Source organism: Streptomyces sp. NPDC059718 (assembly GCF_042733315.1).
Taxonomy (GTDB): domain Bacteria; phylum Actinomycetota; class Actinomycetes; order Streptomycetales; family Streptomycetaceae; genus Actinacidiphila.
In genome coordinates this window covers 1-1,125 of record NZ_JBHWGA010000149.1, presented here as the reverse complement: position 1 = coordinate 1,125, position 1,125 = coordinate 1, and the positions used below count along the sequence as shown (strand labels likewise).

Sequence of the window (1,125 nt, the reverse complement as noted above, 5' to 3'; positions counted from 1 at the left end):
TTGACATACAAGAAAAATATGACGGACACGAAAAAACTTTATAGTGATTTTCAAAATTTTATCGACAGGTTGCGTTATAAATACAAGAAAGAAAGTTCGATAGATTATTTATCGGTGGTAGAGCCACAAGGACGTGGAGCCTGGCATTGTCATGTTTTAATGCGCTTTAATGATTTGGATAAGATTTATATTAGAAATGCTGAATTAAGGAGTCTATGGGGTTTAGGATTTGTAACAATCAAGTCATTAAAGGATATAGACAACATAGGAGCCTATTTGAGCGCTTATTTGACTGATATAGACCTAGAAGATGTCCAAGACAGGGAAACAGCCTTAAAAGTGGCTTCAGAGGGCTGTGAGGTGCAAACAAAGATCGTAGAAGGTCGGGAAAAGAAATTTTTAAAAGGCGGACGGCTGCACATGTATCCTTCCGGAATGAATATGTATCGAAAATCAAAAGGGATTGTTAAGCCGGAACGGGAAGAAATGAAGTTCGGAGACATAAAAAAAGTAGTGGGTTCGGCAAAACCACACTACGAGAAAAGTTATCATGTCGAAAATGACAATTTTGAAAACACAATTTCGTTTCTCCAGTATAACACAAAACGTGATTTTTGAAGCAAAACGGTTCCTCTTTATGGAGCCGTTTTTTTTATTTCCCGAAGGGTTATTTGTCAGAATGACAAACCGATTTCGAGCCGGCGAGAACCCATTGTCACACCACGATTTAGGGGGTGTGTATAAATGGGCACTCTCTGTGAAATTTGAAGCTTTGAAATTCCGAATGGCGCACTTATACACTCTGTCGAGTGAGTGCTAAAATGCTGAAGCATTTCCGTCAAGCGTGTGGAGGAATCTTGTAGAGAGATATAGCATAGATACCCGTATCTCTAGAGATATTTTGGTATATCCCTGCTATATCTATGGGGTATCTATGCTATATCTTTGGCTTCAAAAACGGCACCTGTTCTAAGAGCATAGAAACTCAACAGGCACAGCCTGTTTGACACCCTTTTTTTTAGGGTGGCACCGAGTTTCCTTATGCTCTTTTTCTCTGAAGCTAAACCTGTTTTATATGTCGTAGTCTTTTTATTGGGAGTGACCCCTTGCTGTACAATTTCCGGA

2 protein-coding genes are annotated in these 1,125 nt (G+C 39.4%); one reads left to right on the top strand and one right to left on the bottom strand.

The window, feature by feature from the left end:
* On the top strand, positions 1–618 hold a 618-nt coding region (locus ACFV3E_RS46790; protein WP_500542659.1), incomplete at its 5' end, for a rolling circle replication-associated protein.
* A gap of 314 nt (positions 619–932) precedes the next feature.
* Here the strand turns inward: ACFV3E_RS46790 and ACFV3E_RS46785 are convergent.
* Positions 933–1,125, bottom strand: a 193-nt coding sequence (locus tag ACFV3E_RS46785; RefSeq protein ID WP_500542657.1) for a hypothetical protein, incomplete at its 5' end; no start/stop codon positions are given.